Annotated in this window: 14 protein-coding genes; 10 read left to right on the top strand and 4 right to left on the bottom strand. The window is 55.0% G+C overall.

Going from position 1 to position 18,319, the window contains the following annotated elements; genetic code table 11:
- Positions 1 to 4: 4 nt before the first annotated feature.
- Positions 5 to 2,113, bottom strand: a complete 2,109-nt coding sequence (rlmKL, locus tag ACQG1K_RS07940) for a bifunctional 23S rRNA (guanine(2069)-N(7))-methyltransferase RlmK/23S rRNA (guanine(2445)-N(2))-methyltransferase RlmL (protein ID WP_032671569.1) — start codon at positions 2,111 to 2,113, stop codon at positions 5 to 7.
- Between the two features lie 98 nt (positions 2,114 to 2,211).
- Here rlmKL and ACQG1K_RS07935 point away from each other — a divergent pair, with 98 nt between their 5' ends.
- Entirely contained in the window at positions 2,212 to 3,321 is a 1,110-nt protein-coding gene (locus ACQG1K_RS07935) for a YcbX family protein (protein WP_022647649.1), read from the top strand.
- Here the strand turns inward: ACQG1K_RS07935 and zapC are convergent.
- Positions 3,318 to 3,860, bottom strand: a complete 543-nt coding sequence (gene zapC / locus ACQG1K_RS07930; RefSeq protein WP_023299740.1) for a cell division protein ZapC — start codon at positions 3,858 to 3,860, stop codon at positions 3,318 to 3,320. The genes ACQG1K_RS07935 and zapC overlap by 4 nt on opposite strands.
- Before the next feature lie 166 nt (positions 3,861 to 4,026).
- On the bottom strand, positions 4,027 to 5,037 hold the full coding sequence (gene pyrD, locus ACQG1K_RS07925; protein WP_015570907.1) for a quinone-dependent dihydroorotate dehydrogenase: 1,011 nt from the start codon (positions 5,035 to 5,037) through the stop codon (positions 4,027 to 4,029).
- Positions 5,038 to 5,286: 249 nt separating this feature from the next.
- Between pyrD and ssuE the strand changes: the two genes are divergently transcribed.
- From ssuE to ssuB, 5 genes are read left to right on the top strand one after another with little or no spacing between them, the layout of a single operon-like run.
- On the top strand, positions 5,287 to 5,862 hold the full coding sequence (gene ssuE, locus ACQG1K_RS07920; protein WP_022647647.1) for an NADPH-dependent FMN reductase: 576 nt from the start codon (positions 5,287 to 5,289) through the stop codon (positions 5,860 to 5,862).
- The gene (locus ACQG1K_RS07915) at positions 5,855 to 6,817 is read left to right on the top strand and encodes a sulfonate ABC transporter substrate-binding protein (RefSeq protein WP_367074731.1); all 963 of its coding nucleotides are present in this window, start codon (positions 5,855 to 5,857) and stop codon (positions 6,815 to 6,817) included. The genes ssuE and ACQG1K_RS07915 overlap by 8 nt, the downstream gene beginning before the upstream one ends.
- Positions 6,814 to 7,959, top strand: a complete 1,146-nt coding sequence (gene ssuD, locus ACQG1K_RS07910) for an FMNH2-dependent alkanesulfonate monooxygenase (RefSeq protein WP_038415787.1) — start codon at positions 6,814 to 6,816, stop codon at positions 7,957 to 7,959. Before ACQG1K_RS07915 ends, ssuD begins: the two co-directional genes overlap by 4 nt.
- 9 nt (positions 7,960 to 7,968) lie before the next feature.
- Complete coding sequence (ssuC, locus tag ACQG1K_RS07905) at positions 7,969 to 8,760, top strand: aliphatic sulfonate ABC transporter permease SsuC (RefSeq protein ID WP_023299738.1); 792 nt, start codon at positions 7,969 to 7,971, stop codon at positions 8,758 to 8,760.
- Complete coding sequence (gene ssuB, locus ACQG1K_RS07900; protein ID WP_022647644.1) at positions 8,757 to 9,527, top strand: aliphatic sulfonates ABC transporter ATP-binding protein; 771 nt, start codon at positions 8,757 to 8,759, stop codon at positions 9,525 to 9,527. Before ssuC ends, ssuB begins: the two co-directional genes overlap by 4 nt.
- A gap of 89 nt (positions 9,528 to 9,616) precedes the next feature.
- On the opposite strand, the gene pepN is transcribed toward ssuB, so the two are convergent.
- A complete protein-coding gene (pepN, locus tag ACQG1K_RS07895; protein ID WP_367074728.1) occupies positions 9,617 to 12,229 on the bottom strand; it encodes an aminopeptidase N in 2,613 nt (870 codons plus the stop codon).
- A gap of 253 nt (positions 12,230 to 12,482) precedes the next feature.
- Here pepN and pncB point away from each other — a divergent pair, with 253 nt between their 5' ends.
- The 4 genes from pncB (at position 12,483) to ACQG1K_RS07875 (ending at position 18,294) form a co-directional block, all read left to right on the top strand.
- Entirely contained in the window at positions 12,483 to 13,685 is a 1,203-nt protein-coding gene (gene pncB, locus ACQG1K_RS07890; protein WP_023299736.1) for a nicotinate phosphoribosyltransferase, read from the top strand.
- Between the two features lie 168 nt (positions 13,686 to 13,853).
- Positions 13,854 to 15,254, top strand: a complete 1,401-nt coding sequence (gene asnS, locus ACQG1K_RS07885; RefSeq protein WP_003858191.1) for an asparagine--tRNA ligase — start codon at positions 13,854 to 13,856, stop codon at positions 15,252 to 15,254.
- A 606-nt stretch (positions 15,255 to 15,860) separates the two neighbouring features.
- Positions 15,861 to 16,919 (top strand): porin OmpF, encoded by a 1,059-nt coding sequence (gene ompF, locus ACQG1K_RS07880; RefSeq protein ID WP_022647640.1) that lies wholly within the window; start codon positions 15,861 to 15,863, stop codon positions 16,917 to 16,919.
- A gap of 184 nt (positions 16,920 to 17,103) precedes the next feature.
- Positions 17,104 to 18,294 carry an amino acid aminotransferase gene (locus ACQG1K_RS07875; RefSeq protein ID WP_023299734.1) on the top strand — a complete coding sequence of 397 codons (1,191 nt, stop codon included), beginning with the start codon at positions 17,104 to 17,106 and terminating at the stop codon, positions 18,292 to 18,294.
- Positions 18,295 to 18,319: the final 25 nt, after the last annotated feature.

The raw sequence follows: 18,319 nt of genomic DNA, 5'->3' as shown, positions 1-18,319 counted from the left end.
CCTTTCAGACCGCGGAGATCAGCCAGCAGTTGTGGATTTGACGGTTACGGGCAAAGTCCTGAGACAGCGTTTTTTGGCTGATTTCTTGTGCTTTAAGTCCCAGTTCGGCCAGGCCGTCGTGATCCATGCGGAATCCGCGCTTGTTATTCGAGAACATAATGGTGCCGCCTTTACGCAGCAGACGCTTCAGGTCGGTCATCAGGCGCAGGTGATCGCGTTGAACGTCAAAGCTATCCTCCATACGCTTGGAGTTAGAGAAGGTCGGCGGATCGATAAAGATAAGGTCAAACTGCTCGTCGGTATCGCGCAGCCAGCCCAGCACGTCGGCCTGTAACAGGCGATGCTGACGACCGGTTAAGCCGTTAAGACGCAGGTTGCGCTCTGCCCACTCCAGATAAGTACGGGACATATCGACCGTGGTGGTACTACGCGCCCCACCAAGCCCTGCATGAACGCTGGCGCTGCCGGTATAGGAGAACAGGTTCAGGAAGTCTTTGCCCTTACTCATCTGGCCCAGCATGCGGCGGGCGATGCGGTGATCGAGGAACAGACCGGTATCAAGGTAATCGGTCAGGTTAACCCACAGGCGCGCGTTATATTCGCCCACTTCGATGAAGTCGCCCTTCTCGCCCATCTTCTGATACTGGTTTTTGCCTTTCTGACGCTCACGGGTTTTCAGCACCAGCTTGTTTGGCGAAATGCCGAGTACGGCGATGGTGGCCGCAATCACATCCAGCATACGCTGACGCGCTTTTTGCGCATCAATGGTTTTCGGCGGGGCGTATTCCTGAACCACCACCCAGTCTGCATAGCGGTCAACCGCCACGTTGTATTCCGGCAGGTCAGCGTCGTAAAGGCGATAACATTCGATGCCTTCCTGCTTCGCCCACTTCTCAAATTTCTTCAGGTTTTTGCGCAGACGGTTGGCATAATCTTCCGCCACGCCAGACGGTTTGCTGTCCGCTGCTATCTCTGCCAGATGGTAGTTTTTCTGCACGCAGTCCAGCGGGCCGTTTTTCGCCTTGAACTGGCGATCGGCACGTAATTGCAGGCAGCTCAGCAGCTCCGGCGAGGCGCTAAACAGGGAGAGGTTCCAGCCGCCGAAATGCGCTTTCATGTTGCGGCCCAGCAGGCTGTGTAGCGCAATCAGCGCTGGCTCGCTGCCAAGACGCTCACCATACGGCGGGTTGCTGATCACCGTACCGTACGGGCCTTTTGGCAGCGGATTGGTCAGGTTCGCCACATCTTTGACGTCGAAGGTCACCAGCTCACCGATACCGGCACGACGGGCGTTGCTGCGCGCGCGTTCAATCACCCGTGGGTCGTTGTCCGAACCGTAAAAGTGAGAGGTGTACTCCGCCAGCCCTTTACGGGCACGGGTCTGCGCGTCGTCTTTGACCTCTTTCCAGAGGGCTTCATCGTGCTGCGCCCAGCCTTTGAAGCCCCACTGTCCACGATGCAGCCCTGGCGCGCGGTCGGTGGCCAGCATCGCGGCTTCAATCAGCAGCGTACCGGAACCGCACATTGGATCGAGCAGCGGCGTACCCGGCTGCCAGCCGGAGCGCATCACGATAGCGGCGGCCAGTGTCTCTTTGATTGGGGCCATGCCGGTGCGATCGCGATAGCCGCGCAGATGCAGGCCTGCGCCGCTCAGATCCAGGGAAATACTGGCAGTGTCGCCGTTCAGCCAGACGTTGATACGCAGATCCGGGTTTTCACGATCAACGTTCGGACGTTCTTTATTACGACGCGTGAAGCAGTCCACAATGGCGTCTTTGACGCGCAGGGCACCGTACTGGCTGTTGCGGATCTCATCGTTGACGCCGTTGAAATGCACCGCAAAGGTGGCGTCCGGGGTGAAGATCTCTGTCCAGTCGATCATCTGTACACCGGTGTAGAGATCAAGATCGCTGTAGACCTTGCACTCTTTCATCGGCAGCATGATGCGCGACGCCAGACGGCTCCACATCAGGCTCTGGTAAATAAGCCGCGTGTCGCCCTCAAAATGGACACCACCCTGAACCACCTGGCACTCTTTCGCGCCCAGGGTTTCCAGTTCAGTTTTTAACAGCTCTTCCAGCCCACGGGCCGTACTGGCAAACAGAGAATTCATATCGTCACTTTTACTCATAGAAAATTGTCGCGCATTATAGCTAATATGGCGTGTATGTCATAAAGTTGAAGGCTTATTTTATTTAGCGGGAGTGTGCAGTGGCGACGTTATCCAGGCTTTTTATTCATCCGGTGAAATCCATGCGTGGTATCGGCGTGACGCACGCGCTGGCCGATATGAGCGGATTCGCCTTCGATCGTATTTTTATGATCACCGAGCCTGACGGTACGTTCATCACCGCACGTCAGTTCCCGCAGATGGTTCGCTTTACGCCTTCCCCGCTTCATGACGGATTGCATTTGACCGCGCCAGACGGTTCAAGCGTCGTGATCCGCTTTGCTGATTTTGCGCCGGTTGAAGCGCCAACGGAAGTGTGGGGCAATCATTTTACCGCGCGTATCGCGCCGGATAACATTAACCAGTGGCTGAGCGGCTTTTTCTCACGTGACGTTCAGCTGCGCTGGGTTGGGCCTGCGCTGACTCGTCGCGTGAAACGCCACGACGCGGTTCCCCTCTCCTTTGCGGATGGTTTTCCCTTCCTGCTGACCAGCGAGGCCTCGCTGCGTGATTTACAAACCCGTTGCAAAGCCAGCGTGCAGATGGAGCAGTTTCGCCCGAATCTGGTGGTGACCGGAGCGGATGCCTGGGATGAAGATACCTGGAAAGTGATCCGCATCGGCAGCGTTATCTTTGATGTCGTGAAGCCGTGCAGCCGCTGTATTTTTACCACCGTCAGCCCGGAGAAAGGCCAGAAACACCCTTCCGGCGAACCGCTGAAAACCTTGCAATCATTTCGTACCGCGCAGGATAACGGTGATGTCGACTTCGGCCAGAACCTGATCCCCCGCTCCAGCGGCGTAATCCGCGTGGGCGACGAGGTCGAAATTCTTACCCGCGGCCCTGCAAGAGTGTACGGCGCAGGCCAGGAAGAAGAAATGGTTGACGTTGTCACCAACGTCGCTTCCGCAGTGGATATTCACTGGGAAGGCAAAGTTATTCGTGGTAACAATCAGCAGGTGCTACTGGAACAGCTGGAGCAGGCGGGTATCCGCGTACCTTATTCCTGTCGCGCGGGGATTTGCGGATGCTGTCGCATTAAACTGGTCGATGGTGAAGTGAGTGCCCTGAAGAAATCTGCGATTGGCAGTGACGGCACGATCCTGTGCTGTAGCTGTGTACCGAAAACATCCGTACAGCTGGAAGCTTAAACCGCCTGTTCGAGGCTGAAGGAATCGACGCGCAGCTGAGGCTTCAGCCTGTCATTCATCACTTTGATGGCATCACCTAACTGCATGACTCGCCCGGCAATGGTCACGCCGGGTTGGGCCAGCAAACAGAGCGCAGCGTTTTCACCGGGTTCAACCACCAGCAGATTCACCTCTTCTTCGGTGTCGCTCAGATTAACGCTGGCCGCATCGCCGATAGCCGGGGTCCAGCTCATACCGTGCGCGAGGAAATGCCAGCTTTTCGGCATTTGTGGTTTCAGGAAACGGATCGCCACCAGCGCATTTAGTACCAGTTCAGCGCGCTGTTCTTTGGAGAGATTGAAGTCGCGGCATTTTTCTTCAAAAGAGAAATAGAGTGCAGCGTCGTCAACGCAAAAGCCTGAGGGAGCAAACGCGTCTGGCGTTAACATTCGGCGCGCAAAACGAGAGCGAAACAACATGCCATTGGCTAAGTCGAGCATCATACGGTCATGCTCGTCACAAAAATACCAGCGCCAGTTATCGTCAGGTTTAATTCGCATGTTTCTCTCCCGTCCCCAAAACGTCCTGTACTAAAAATGTCCTGTTTGCCGCTTCGCTTATAACACTAGTAATAAAAGACTATAATGTCTAAATAAGCAACAATGACGGAATATAAAACAACCAGGGCTGGAAATAAAGCCCTGGTTGTCTGATTAAGAGAAAAGATTAGATATGCGTGACAATTTCTTTAATCAATGGCGGCCCTTTAAAAATAAAGCCGGAATAAATTTGCACCAGTGAAGCCCCTGCCGCCATCTTCTCACGTGCAGCGATGACGGAGTCAATGCCACCCACGCCAATAATCGGCAGCTGGCCTTTTAATTCCGCGGAGAGTGCGCGAATAATTTCGGTGCTTTTTAATTGTACCGGACGGCCACTTAATCCACCCGCTTCGTCACAGTTTTTCATTCCCTGGACGAGGGAGCGATCGAGCGTTGTATTGGTCGCAATCACACCATCAATATTATGGCGAACTAAACTGTCGGCAACCTGGATCAATTCTTCTGCCGAAAGATCCGGGGCGATCTTGACCGCGACCGGAACATATTTATGGTGGATCGCCTGTAGTGCCGTTTGTTTATTTTTAATGGCGCTAAGAAGATCGTCAAGCGCTTCGCCATATTGTAATGAACGCAGCCCTGGGGTGTTAGGCGAGGATATATTCACCGCGATATAACCGGCATAGGCATAGACTTTTTCCATACAAATCAGATAGTCATCTTTACCCTGCTCGACTGGCGTGTCTTTATTTTTGCCAATATTAATACCCAGCACACCATCAAAATGGGCTTTCTTAACGTTCTCAACCAGATGATCGACGCCAAGGTTATTAAAGCCCATGCGGTTGATCAGCCCCTCGGCTTCAACCAGGCGGAACAGACGTGGCTTGTCATTTCCCGGCTGCGGACGCGGCGTCACTGTCCCGATTTCGATCGAGCCAAAGCCCATCGCGCCGAGTGCATCAATGCATTCGCCATTTTTGTCCAGACCGGCCGCAAGGCCCAGTGGATTTTTGAACGTCAGGCCCATGCATTGGACAGGTTTTTCCGGCACGTTTTGACGCACCAGCGCGGCCAGAGGCGTTCCTGTAATACGACGTAACTGCTGAAATGTAAATTCATGAGCGCGCTCAGGATCGAGCTGGAAAAGGGCTTTACGAACGAAGGGGTAGTACATGAACTCTCCTGGATTCCCGGTGTGCAAACCGGGAGGGGATTATGTGCGATCCCGCCCGGAAAGGGAATTGACCTGTGGCAAAAAAAGCCATGTAAAACGCAATCGTTTACTTATCGGTTCGCTTCTTATGCTTTTTTCTGCATTCATCCTGAGGATAAATCATTTAGTGGAATAACCACGCAATGTCACACTCCTGAAAATTGTTATGAATGTTAGATAAAAGCAAACAATTAGTTATAAGGAGCAACCATGCGCGTCATTACCCTGGCCGGAAGCCCCCGCTTCCCCTCTCGATCCAGCGCACTGCTGGAATACGCTCGCGAAAAGCTTAATGCTCTGGATGTCGAAGTGTGTCACTGGAATTTGCACAATTTCGCGCCTGAAGATCTGCTCTACGCCCGTTTCGACAGCCCGGCGCTGAAAACCCTGATCGAACAACTTAAGCGTGCTGACGGGTTGGTCGTCGCGACACCAATTTATAAAGCCTCTTTTTCCGGTGCACTGAAAACGCTGCTCGATCTGCTACCCGAGCGCGCGCTGGACGGTAAGGTCGTCCTGCCGCTGGCCACAGGCGGTACGGTAGCCCATTTACTGGCGGTGGATTATGCCCTCAAGCCGGTTCTGAACGCGCTGAAAGCGCAGGAGATCCTGCATGGCGTCTTCGCTGACGACTCACAGGTAATCGACTACCAGCATAAACCGCATTTCACGCCGAATCTGCAAACCCGCCTCGACAGCGCGCTTGAAACCTTCTGGCACGCCCTTAATCGTCGGGATCGCCACGCGGCGGCATTTCATCAATCACAAGGAGTGGCGCATGTTTAAAACAGTTACCCGTATCGGGCTGGCAGGTCTGCTGGCAGTGGCATCGCTGGCTCAGGCGGCGGAGAAAACGCCGGAGAGCCTGCGTATCGGTTATCAGAAAGGCAGCGTCAGCATGGTGCTGGCGAAAAGCCATGCGTTGCTGGAGAAACGTTTCCCGCAGACCAAATTCTCATGGGTCGAGTTCCCTGCCGGACCGCAGATGCTGGAGGCGCTGAACGTCGGGAGTATTGATTTAGGCAGCACCGGCGATATCCCGCCGATCTTTGCCCAGGCGGCCGGGGCGGATCTGGTTTACGTTGGCGTTGAGCCCGCCAAGCCGAAGGCAGAGGTTATTTTGGTGCCGGAGAACAGCGAGTTCAAAAGCGTCGCCGATCTCAAAGGCCATAAGGTTGCTTTCCAGAAAGGTTCCAGCTCGCACAACCTGCTGCTGCGCGCGTTGCGGGAGGCCGGCCTTAAATTCACCGATATCCAGCCCGTTTACCTGACGCCTGCCGATGCGCGCGCGGCGTTTCAGCAAAAAAATGTTGATGCCTGGGCTATCTGGGATCCGTACTACTCCGCCGCACTGTTGCAGGGCGGTGTGCGGGTGCTGAAAGACGGCACCCCCCTGAAACAAACCGGTTCGTTCTACCTGGCGGCACGTCCTTACGCTGAAAAAAATGGCGCATTTATTCAGCAGGTGCTGGATACCTTCTCTCAGGCCGATGCGCTGACCCAAAGCCAGCGTCAGCAGAGCATCACGCTACTGGCAAAAACCATGGGCCTGCCTGAACCGGTGATCGCCACCTATCTTGACCACCGTCCTCCCACCACCATAGCGCCGGTTGACGCCCACGTTGCCGCCCTCCAGCAGCAAACGGCAGACCTCTTTTATCAAAACCGCCTGGTTCCAAAGCAGGTGAATATTCGCGAACGCATCTGGCAACCCGCTGGCATTGAAGGAAAAAAATCATGAGTCTGAATCTTTTCTGGTTTTTACCCACCCACGGTGATGGACACTATCTTGGCACAGAAGAAGGCGCCCGCCCGGTCGATCACGGCTATCTACAGCAGATCGCCCAGGCGGCAGACCGCATCGGTTTTACCGGGGTGCTGATCCCGACGGGCCGTTCATGTGAGGACGCGTGGCTGGTTGCCGCGTCGATGATCCCCGTCACCCAGCGCCTGAAATTCCTGGTAGCCTTGCGCCCAAGCGTGGTGTCGCCCACCGTCGCGGCACGCCAGGCGGCAACGCTGGACAGGCTCTCCAACGGCCGCGCGCTGTTCAATCTGGTGACGGGCAGCGATCCGCAGGAGCTGGCGGGCGATGGCGTTTTTCTCGATCATACCGAGCGCTATGAAGCCTCCGCAGAGTTCACCCGCGTCTGGCGACGTCTGCTGGAAGGGGAAACCGTCACCTTCGAAGGAAAACATATCCACGTTCGCGATGCGCAACTCTACTTCCCGCCGGTACAGCAGCCGCGCCCTCCCCTTTATTTCGGCGGATCGTCGGACGTGGCGCAGGAGCTGGCGGCTGAGCAGGTCGATCTCTATCTGACCTGGGGCGAGCCACCGGAGCTGGTTAAAGAGAAAGTTGCTCAGGTACGCGCCAAAGCCGCAGAACATGGCCGTACGGTGCGCTTCGGCATTCGCCTGCACGTGATCGTACGCGAAACCAACGACGAGGCCTGGCAAGCCGCCGACCGTCTGATCGCTCATCTGGACGACGACACTATCGCCAAAGCACAGGCGGCGTTTGCCAAAACCGACTCAGTGGGCCAACACCGAATGGCCTCCCTGCACAACGGCAAGCGTGAAAATCTTGAGATCAGCCCGAACCTGTGGGCCGGGGTGGGTCTGGTGCGTGGCGGCGCCGGTACGGCGCTGGTCGGCGACGGTCCAACCGTAGCGGCACGCATTAATGAATACGCGGCGCTGGGGATCGACAGCTTTATCCTGTCTGGCTACCCGCATCTGGAGGAGGCCTACAAGGTGGGTGAACTGCTCTTCCCGCACCTGGATGTCGCTATCCCGGAAATTCCGCAGCCACGTCAGCTTCAGTTGCAGGGCGAAGCCGTGGCGAATGCGTTTATCCCGAGAAAAGTCGCGCAAAGTTAAGGAGCCACCATGTCTTCAACCGCACAAAAATGGCTGCTGCGCGCCGCACCGTGGTTTCTGCCCGTCGGCATTGTCCTCGTCTGGCAACTGGCGTCTTCAACTGGCTGGCTGTCGAGCCGTATTTTGCCCTCTCCGGAGGGCGTTGTGGAAGCGTTCTGGTCGCTAAGCGCCAGCGGTGAGCTGTGGCAACATCTTGCCATCAGCTCCTGGCGCGCGGTAATCGGCTTTTCGATTGGCGGGAGCATCGGCCTGACGCTGGGGCTGATCAGCGGCCTGTCCCGCTGGGGTGAGCGGCTGCTGGATACCTCCGTTCAAATGCTGCGTAACGTGCCGCATCTGGCGCTTATTCCGCTGGTTATCCTGTGGTTTGGCATTGATGAGAGCGCCAAAATTTTTCTCGTGGCGCTGGGAACATTATTCCCGATTTATATCAATACCTGGCATGGGATCCGCAATATCGATCGCGGTCTGGTTGAGATGGCCCGCAGCTATGGCCTGTCAGGTTTTGCCCTGTTTACCCATGTGATCCTGCCGGGCGCCCTGCCCTCCATTATGGTTGGGGTGCGTTTTGCGCTCGGCCTGATGTGGCTAACCCTGATCGTGGCGGAAACCATTTCGGCCAACTCCGGCATTGGTTATCTGGCGATGAACGCCCGCGAGTTCCTGCAAACGGACGTGGTGGTGGTTGCCATTATCCTTTATGCCCTGCTTGGCAAACTTGCGGACGTCAGCGCCCAGTGGCTGGAACGTAGCTGGCTGCGCTGGAACCCGGCCTACACCGCTCAGGAGGCGAAAGCATGAATACTGCACGACTGAACCAGGGAACACCGTTACTGCTGAACGGCGTGACCAAACGCTACGGCGACAACACCATTCTGAATGCACTGGATCTGCATATTCCTGCCGGACAGTTTGTGGCCGTTGTTGGCCGCAGCGGTGGCGGCAAGAGTACCCTGCTGCGTCTTTTAGCCGGGCTGGAGGCGCCAAACAGTGGTGACATTCTGGCGGGCACGACGCCGCTGTCCACGATTCAGGATGATACGCGCATGATGTTTCAGGACGCGCGTCTGCTGCCGTGGAAAACGGTGATGGATAACGTCGGGCTGGGCCTGAAGGGCAGCTGGCGGGAGGACGCCCGGCAGGCACTCGCCGCGGTAGGGCTGGAGAATCGCGCGGGAGAGTGGCCTGCGGCCCTGTCGGGTGGACAAAAGCAGCGCGTGGCCCTGGCACGCGCGCTGATTCATCGTCCCGGCCTGCTGCTGCTTGATGAACCGCTCGGCGCGCTTGATGCCCTGACGCGGATCGAGATGCAGGATCTGATTGAAACCCTCTGGCAGACGCACGGCTTTACGGTGCTGCTGGTGACGCATGACGTAAGCGAAGCTGTGGCAATGGCAGACAGGGTGCTGTTAATAGAAGAGGGTAAAATTGGTCTGGATCTGACGGTGGATATTCCACGTCCTCGCCGGGTGGGATCGGCCAGACTGGCGGAGCTGGAGGCGGAAGTGCTGGATAGAGTGATGAAACGTGGAGAAGCGGAGATTCAGCGGATAAAGGCTAATGCCTGATGCCCTCACCCCGGCCCTCTTCAACAGGGAGCACGGCGCAAGGGCAAATCGTAGGCCCGGTAAGCGAAGCGCCACCGGGCTTTTTTACATCAGGCCAGCGCCTTTGTAATCTTCTCGTACAGATCGCCAGACAAATTTTCCAGCCCTTTCAGCTGCTCAAGTGCGGCACGCATTTTCGCCTGACGCTGCGCATCGTAGCGTTTCAGGCGGATCAGCGGCTCAATCAGACGAGACGCCACCTGCGGGTTACGGCTGTTCAGCTCGGTCAGCATTTCAACCATGAACTGATAACCGCTGCCGTCTTCAGCATGGAACGCGGCCGGGTTGCTGCTGGCAAACGCGCCAATCAGGGAGCGGACGCGGTTCGGGTTGCTCATGGTGAACGAACGGTGCTTCAGCAGGCTACGTACGTTGCTGAGCGCATCGGCTGCCGGGCTGGTGGCCTGAAGGATGAACCACTTGTCCATTACCAGACCATCCTGATGCCACTTGTCGTCGTACTCCTGCATAAGCGCATCGCGGCACGGCAGCTCGGCGGCAACGCTTGCGGCCAGCGCAGCCAGCGCATCCGTCATGTTATCGGCTTCGTGGTACTGCTTGCTGACCAGCGTGTTCGCCAGCTCTGCCTCACCAAACGCCAGATAGCGCAGGCAGGTATTGCGCAGGGAACGTTTACCGATATCCGCATGTTCCACCCGATACGCGTCCAGCTTGTTGGCGTTGTAAATTGCGAGGAACTCATCTGCCAGTTCGGTCGCCAGCGTGCGGGTCAGCGCTTCACGCACGGCGACGATCGCAATGGGGTCGATGATGTCAAACAGCTCGGCGATTTCAGTCGCGGACGGCAGCGTCAAAATTTCAGCCGCCAGCGCCGGGTCAATATTCTCATCCAGCAGGATGGCACGGAACGCGTCTGCCACATGAACCGGCAGCGTCAGCGGCTGGCCCTGCTGGTAACGGTTGACGTTCAGCTTGATGTAGGTCGCCAGCAGACTTTGTGCCGCATCCCAGCGCGAGAAATCGTTGCGCGCGTGACGCATCAGGAACGTCAGTTGCTGATCGCTCCACTTGTATTCGAGTTTCACCGGCGCGGAGAATTCGCACAGCAGGGCAGGAACGGGCTGGAAATAGACGTTATCGAAGATAAAGGTCTGCTCTGCCTGGGTCACGTTCAGCACGTTATGCACCGGGTGGCCGCCCTTCTGTAACGGGATCACGTTGCCTTCGTTGTCGTACAGCTCAACGCTGAACGGAATGTGCAGCGGATGTTTCTCTTCCTGCTCCGCCGTTGGCGGCGTGCGCTGGCTGATGGTCAGCGTGTACTGCTCGGTTTCCGGGTTGTAGTCGTCTTTGACCGTCACAATCGGCGTACCGGCCTGGCTGTACCAGCGGCGGAAATGAGACAGATCGACGTTAGAGACGTCTTCCATCGCCTGAACAAAATCGTCGCAGGTGGCCGCACTGCCGTCGTGACGCTCAAAGTAAAGCTGCATCCCTTTCTGGAAATTCTCTTCGCCCAGCAGGGTGTGGATCATACGGATAATTTCAGCGCCTTTTTCATACACCGTCAGGGTGTAGAAGTTATTCATCTCAATGACTTTATCCGGGCGGATCGGGTGCGCCATTGGGCTGGCATCTTCTGCAAATTGCAGACCACGCATGGTGCGCACGTTGTTGATGCGGTTCACCGCCCGCGATCCCAGATCGGAGCTGAACTCCTGATCGCGGAAGACGGTTAAGCCCTCTTTCAGGCTCAGCTGGAACCAGTCGCGGCAGGTGACGCGGTTCCCGGTCCAGTTATGGAAATATTCGTGGCCGATAACGCGTTCGATATCGAGGTAATCTTTATCCGTTGCGGTATCGGTACGCGCCAGCACGTATTTAGAGTTAAAGATGTTAAGACCTTTATTCTCCATCGCGCCCATATTGAAGAAATCGACAGCAACGATCATATAGATGTCTAGGTCATATTCGAGGCCAAAGCGCGTTTCATCCCACTTCATGGAGTTGATGAGGGAAGTCATGGCCCACGGGGCGCGGTCAAGGTTGCCACGGTCCACGAACAGCTCCAGCGCGACTTCACGGCCAGAGCGCGTTTTAAAGGTGTCGCGCAGAACATCGAAATCGCCCGCCACCAGCGCAAACAGATAGCATGGTTTAGGGAACGGATCCTGCCACTGTACCCAGTGACGGCCATTCTCCAGTTCCCCTTCACCAATCCGGTTGCCGTTGGAAAGCAGGTACGGGTACAGCGTTTTGTCGGCAATAATTTTGGTGGTAAAGCGCGCCAGGACGTCCGGGCGATCCAGATACCAGGTAATGTGGCGGAACCCTTCGGCTTCACATTGGGTGCACAGGGCTACGCCTGACTGGTAAAGCCCTTCCAGCGCGGTATTGGCGGCAGGGCTGATTTCATTCACGATGCGCAGGGTAAAGCGTTCCGGCAGGTTGTCGATGACCAGCTGGTTGCCTTCTTCTTTATAGTCTGACCAGGCTTCATCATTAATATGCAGGGAAACCAGCGTCAGGTCTTCACCATCCAGACGCAGCGGCACGGCTGTCGCGCTCTGGCGCGTCACCTGGCTTACCGCCGTGACGACGGTTTTTGTGGCATCCAGGTCGAAGGTCAGATCGATATCGCTTATCAGGTAATCCGGCGCACGGTAGTCGTGGCGGTATTTAGCTTGTGGCTGTTGTGTCATAGAAAACCTTATGCATCGTTTGTCGAGTAACGATTCAATATATTCCGGTTGTGTAAAACGCGCTATGCAGAATGTTCATCTTTTCAGGCACAACGCCGTTTTTGCTACATTTTTATAACACGGGGCACGAAATGCGCTCGACCATAAAGTGTGCTTATGTTGTGATCGGGGTTCAATAAATCACTAAACAGGGTATACTCCGGAGTTGTTTATTGTACTAAACGCTCCCGTGAGAGGATGCTACAGCGCACCTATGACTCAATTCGCTTCTCCGGTTCTGCATACGTTGCTGGATACCGACGCGTACAAGCTGCATATGCAGCAAGCCGTGTTTCACCACTATCATGATGTTCATGTTGCGGCGGAATTTCGCTGCCGGGGTGACGACTTGCTGGGTATCTACGCAGATTCCATTCGTGAACAGGTCGATGCCATGCAGCATCTGGCGCTCACCGATGACGAATATCAGTGGCTTTCAGGCCTGCCTTTCTTTAAAGCGGACTATCTGAACTGGCTGCGTGAGTTCCGCTATAAGCCGGAACAGGTCACCGTCACCAATGATAACGGCAAGCTGGACATTCGTCTGACCGGCCCGTGGCGCGAAGTGATCATGTGGGAAGTGCCGCTTCTGGCCGTGATCAGCGAGCTGGCCCACCGCTATCGCTCCCCTGAAACCGGTGTAACGCAGGCGGTTGCTGCTCTGGAGAATAAACTCGTTGAGTTTTCCAGACTGACAGAAGGGCTGGATATGTCCCGCTTCCGTCTGATGGACTTTGGCACGCGCCGCCGCTTCTCTCGCGAGGTTCAGGAAGCCATTGTCAGACGTCTGCAACAGGAGCCGTGGTTCGTTGGCACCAGTAACTACGATCTGGCGCGTCGCCTTGATTTAACGCCGATGGGTACCCAGGCGCACGAATGGTTCCAGGCGCACCAGCAGATCAGCCCTGACCTTGCCAACAGCCAGCGCGCCGCCCTCGCCGCGTGGCTTGAGGAATACCCGGATCGGCTGGGTATTGCCCTTACCGACTGCATTACCATGGACGCGTTCCTGCGCGACTTTGGCCCTGAGTTTGCCGAACGCTACCAGGGTTTGCGCCATGATTCCGGGGACCCGGTTGAATGGGGTGAGAAAGCCATCGCCCATTACGAAAAACTGGGTATCGATCCCATGAGTAAGGTGCTGGTCTTCTCCGATAACCTTGACCTGGCGAAAGCCGTCGACCTTTATCGCCACTTCTCATCGCGGGTGAACCTGAGTTTCGGAATTGGTACGCGCTTAACCTGTGATATCCCCCAGGTGAAACCGCTGAACATCGTCATAAAGCTAGTGGAATGTAACGGTAAGCCGGTCGCGAAGCTCTCCGACAGCCCGGGCAAAACCATCTGCCATGACAAAGCGTTTGTCCGCGCATTACGTAAAGCCTTCGATCTGCCTCAGGTTAAAAAAGCCAGTTAACGGCTTCGGGGGAGCCTTCATGGCTCCCCTTCTCTTATTAATTTCTTATTTCTTCTCTTAAGACGGTGAAATTTACTTGTCTGATAGCGGATGGCAGGTAACATAGATATCCCCCCTATCAGGGCGGACAAGTGTTTATTTTTTCCGACTATTAACAGAGAGAATATTATGAGCGTTGTGCCTGTAGCCGACGTACTCCAGGGCCGTGTCGCCGTTGACCAGGAGGTCACCGTGCGCGGATGGGTGCGTACTCGCCGAGATTCTAAAGCTGGCATCTCCTTCCTCGCCGTCTATGACGGTTCCTGCTTTGATCCTGTACAGGCCGTCATTAATAATTCTCTGCCCAATTACAATGATGACGTTCTGCACCTGACAACCGGCTGTTCCGTGATCGTCACCGGTGTTGTGGTGGCCTCTCCGGGCCAGGGTCAGAGCTACGAAATTCAGGCGACCTCGGTGGAAGTGACCGGCTGGGTTGAAGATCCGGACACCTATCCGATGGCTGCAAAGCGTCACAGCATCGAATATCTGCGTGAAGTTGCGCACCTGCGTCCGCGCACCAACCTTATTGGTGCAGTGGCGCGCGTGCGTCATACGCTGGCGCAGGCGCTGCATCGATTCTTTGACGAGCAGGGTTACTTCTGGGTGTCTACTCCGCTGATCACGGCATCCGATACCGAAGGCGCAGGTGAAATGTTCCGCGTTTCAACGCTGGATATGGAAAACCTGCCACGTACGCCGGAAGGAAAAGTCGATTACGACAAAGACTTCTTTGGTAAAGAAGCCTTCCTGACGGTTTCCGGCCAGCTCAACGGCGAAACCTACGCCTGTGCGCTGTCTAAGATCTACACCTTCGGCCCAACCTTCCGTGCGGAAAACTCTAACACCAGCCGTCACCTGGCGGAATTCTGGATGCTGGAGCCGGAAGTCGCCTTTGCCGATCTGAATGACGTGGCTGGCCTGGCAGAAGCGATGCTGAAATACGTGTTCAAAGCCGTTCTCGAAGAACGCGCAGACGACATGAAATTCTTCGCTGAGCGTGTCGATAACGACGCCATCGCCCGTCTTGAACGCTTCGTCTCCGCAGACTTCGCGCAGGTGGATTACACCGACGCGGTCGCTATCCTGGAAAAATGCGGTGAGAAATTCGAAAACCCGGTTTACTGGGGCGTGGATCTCTCCTCCGAGCATGAACGTTATCTGGCAGAGAAGCACTTCAAAGCACCGGTTGTGGTGAAAAACTATCCGAAAGACATTAAGGCGTTCTATATGCGCCTTAACGAAGATGGTAAAACCGTTGCCGCGATGGATGTTCTGGCGCCGGGCATCGGTGAGATCATCGGTGGCTCCCAGCGTGAAGAGCGCCTGGATGTGCTGGACGCGCGTATGCAGGAGATGGGCCTGAACCCGGCGGACTACAGCTGGTATCGCGATCTCCGTCGTTACGGCACCGTTCCGCACTCTGGCTTTGGCCTGGGCTTCGAACGTCTGATTGCTTACGTAACAGGTGTTCAGAACGTACGTGATGTGATTCCGTTCCCACGTACACCGCGTAACGCAAGTTTCTAACCGACCAAATCATTAATGGCCAGCAAATGCTGGCCATTATTTTATCCTGCAATGTCAGTTTTCGTCAGTCAAAAGTAAGCGTCTATACACCACAACCCCGCAATTCCCTCTACCTGTTACGTTTTGTTTCCACGAAATATCCTTAGACAAAAAAATAACCCTATTCTTATTGCGCTTAATACAATCCTTACGTAATAGCACAAAAAACAACCACTTTCACAGCCATCTGGATGGCTTTTGTCGATTATAAGAAAAAATGAGCCGTTTAACTTCTGTTTATACGAAAGACCTTTAGCTAAATTAAACATAAGGAAATCATATATATAAGAATAAAGTGGAGGTTTAATTCACCAGAACGCGCTGAAGTTTGAGGTGCTTCACAAAGTTCCCAAAAATACATATTTAGTTACACATATTTTCTTTTGGTAACTGAATCTTGAAGATTGTAGCACTTTCAATGTAGCGAAACGGTTCTATGAATGGAAAGATGCCTGTCAGACACATAAAGACACCTAACTCTCATCAATAGTTCCGGAAATATTTATTGACAGAATTTATTGACGGCAGTGGCGAGTGTCATAAAAAAACCAATGAGGGTAATAAATAATGATGAAGCGCAATATCCTGGCAGTGGTAGTCCCTGCCCTGCTGGTAGCCGGTGCAGCAAACGCTGCTGAAATCTATAACAAAGACGGCAACAAATTAGATCTTTACGGGAAAGCAGTTGGCCTGCATTACTTCTCTGATTACGCGGGCAACGATGGCGACAACACTTACGCGCGTCTGGGCTTCAAAGGTGAAACTCAGATCAACGATCAGCTGACTGGCTACGGTCAGTGGGAATACAACTTCCAGGGTAACAACTCTGAAGGCGGCGATGCGCAGAACGGCAACAAAACCCGTCTGGCATTCGCAGGTCTGAAATTCGGTGACGCAGGCTCCTTCGACTACGGTCGTAACTACGGTCTGGTCTATGACGCAATCGGCATCACCGATATGCTGCCTGAGTTCGGCGGCGACACCGGCGCGAGCGATAACTTCTTCGCAGGCCGTACGGGTGGTCTGGCGACTTACCGTAACAGCAACTTCTTCGGCCTGGTTGACGGTCTGAACTTTGGTGTTCAGTACCTGGGCAAAAATGAACGTGATGACGCGGTACGTTCCAACGGCGACGGCTGGGCGACCTCTCTGAGCTATGACTACGAAGGCTTCGGCATTGTCGGTGCTTATGGCGCCGCTGACCGTACCAACAACCAGCAGACTCTGGAATGGGGTGAAGGCGACAAAGCTGAACAGTGGGCAACCGGCCTGAAATACGACGCGAACAACATCTACCTGGCAGCCATTTATGGCGAAATGCGTAACGCAGCGCGCCTGGGCAGCCGTGGTTTCGCTAACAAGTCTCAGGACTTCTCTGTTGTCGCTCAGTACCAGTTCGATTTCGGCCTGCGTCCATCCATCGCTTACTACAAATCTAAAGCGAAAGACGTAGAAGGTATCGGTGACGAAGACTACATCAACTACGTTGATATCGGTGCGACCTACTACTTCAACAAAAACATGTCTACCTATGTTGACTATCAGATCAACCAGCTGAAAGACGACAACAAGCTGGGCATCAACAACGACGACATCGTGGCTCTGGGTCTGGTTTACCAGTTCTAATCAGCACACATCGTTGCTATATGCTTAATGAACAGGGCTTCGGCCCTGTTTTTTTATTCCCGAGAGAAAATAATAGCGACTTTTGAAAAGCCGCACGCTTTTCGTCGCAAACGGTTGGCATTTTGTAAATCTACCGTTAACCTGATAGCGGATTTCACTTCTGTAATCACAATGGAACTTCGTCATGTTTGAGAACATTACTGCCGCTCCTGCCGACCCAATTCTGGGCCTGGCCGATCTGTTTCGTGCCGACGACCGCCCTGGCAAAATCAACCTGGGTATTGGTGTATATAAAGATGAAACCGGCAAAACTCCGGTACTGACCAGCGTCAAAAAAGCTGAGCAGTATCTGCTGGAAAACGAAACCACCAAAAACTACCTCGGTATTGATGGTATCCCTGAATTTGGTCGCTGCACCCAGGAGCTGCTGTTCGGCAAAGGCAGCACCATTGTGAGCGAAAAACGCGCCCGCACGGCGCAGACCCCAGGCGGTACCGGCGCACTGCGCGTGGCGGCAGATTTCCTGGCGAAAAACACCTCTGTGAAGCGTGTCTGGGTAAGCAATCCAAGCTGGCCGAACCACAAGAGCGTGTTTAATTCTGCGGGTCTGGAAGTCCGTGAATACGCCTACTATGACGCGGCAAACCATGCGCTGGACTTCGATGGTTTGCTGGCCAGCCTGAGCGAAGCCCAGGCGGGCGATGTGGTGCTGTTCCATGGCTGCTGCCATAACCCAACTGGTATCGATCCTACGCTTGAACAGTGGGAACAGCTGGCTAAGCTGTCCGTTGAAAAAGGCTGGCTGCCGCTGTTCGACTTCGCTTACCAGGGCTTTGCCCGTGGTCTGGAAGAAGATGCTGAAGGTCTGCGCGCATTCGCCGCCGTCCATCAGGAGCTGATTGTCGCAAGCTCCTATTCCAAGAACTTTGGTCTGTATAACGAGCGTGTCGGCGCCTGTACGCTGGTGGCCGCTGACGATCAAACTGTCGATCGCGCATTCAGCCAGATGAAGTCCGTGATCCGCGCTAACTACTCCAACCCACCGGCACACGGTGCGTCTGTAGTTGCGACGATCCTGAGCAACGATGCGCTGCGCGCAATCTGGGAACAAGAGCTGAACGATATGCGTCAGCGCATTCAACGCATGCGTCTGCTGTTTGTGAACACGCTGGCTGAGAAAGGCGCCGACCGTGACTTCAGCTTCATCATCAAGCAGAACGGCATGTTCTCCTTCAGCGGCCTGACCAAAGAGCAGGTGCTGCGCCTGCGTGAAGAGTTTGGCGTCTATGCCGTTGCCTCTGGCCGCGTGAACGTTGCAGGTATGACGCCTGACAACATGGCGCCACTGTGCGAAGCCATTGTCGCGGTGCTGTAACCTGCACCCATAAAAAAAGCCTGCA

Origin of the sequence: Enterobacter cloacae complex sp. 402C9, assembly GCF_050030745.1 — a bacterium.
Classification (GTDB): Bacteria; Pseudomonadota; Gammaproteobacteria; order Enterobacterales; family Enterobacteriaceae; genus Enterobacter; species Enterobacter intestinihominis.
Note: the sequence above shows the minus strand (reverse complement) of the source record. Positions and strands in the feature narration are given on the sequence as shown.